Genomic DNA, 485 nt, shown 5'->3' on the forward strand with positions numbered 1-485 from the left:
ATCCGCGTTTTCTCCTCCGACAGTTGCAGTCCCCGAACAGCAAGGAATGCTTCCACCCAAGGCCTGATCTCGCTTTCCAGCACCTCTTTCGAGTCACCGGTAATCACGAAGTCATCCGCGTACCGCACCACATTCACCTTCAGCTTCTTCGCCTTCGCGATCCCGAATTTCGCACCAAGGTGCGCAACCAGTTCACGCTCCAGCCCGTTCAGCGTCACGTTTGCCAGCGTCGGGGAGATGATCCCTCCCTGCGGCGTACCGGCCTCAGTCGCCTGTAGCTGCCCCTTGTAAATCAGGCCAGCCTTCAGCCACTTGCGCAGGATCTCCCGGTCCATCAGGACATGGTTCTCCAGCCACTCGTGGTTGATGTGATCGAAGCATCCCTTGATATCCGCCTCCAGCACCCAGCGGGCAGAGCCCTTCTGGGACATGGCGACAAAAATCTGGGACATGGCGTCGGCCGTCGAGCGGTTGATCCTGAACCC

General features: G+C 59.2%; 1 protein-coding gene. It reads right to left on the bottom strand.

Features of this window, described 5'->3' with window-relative positions; genetic code table 11:
- Nucleotides 1–485 (bottom strand): reverse transcriptase domain-containing protein (locus ACYPXD_RS30925; protein ID WP_459720983.1); only part of this gene is annotated, 485 nt, incomplete at both ends.

It is taken from the genome of Paraburkholderia sp. 2C (assembly GCF_054589215.1).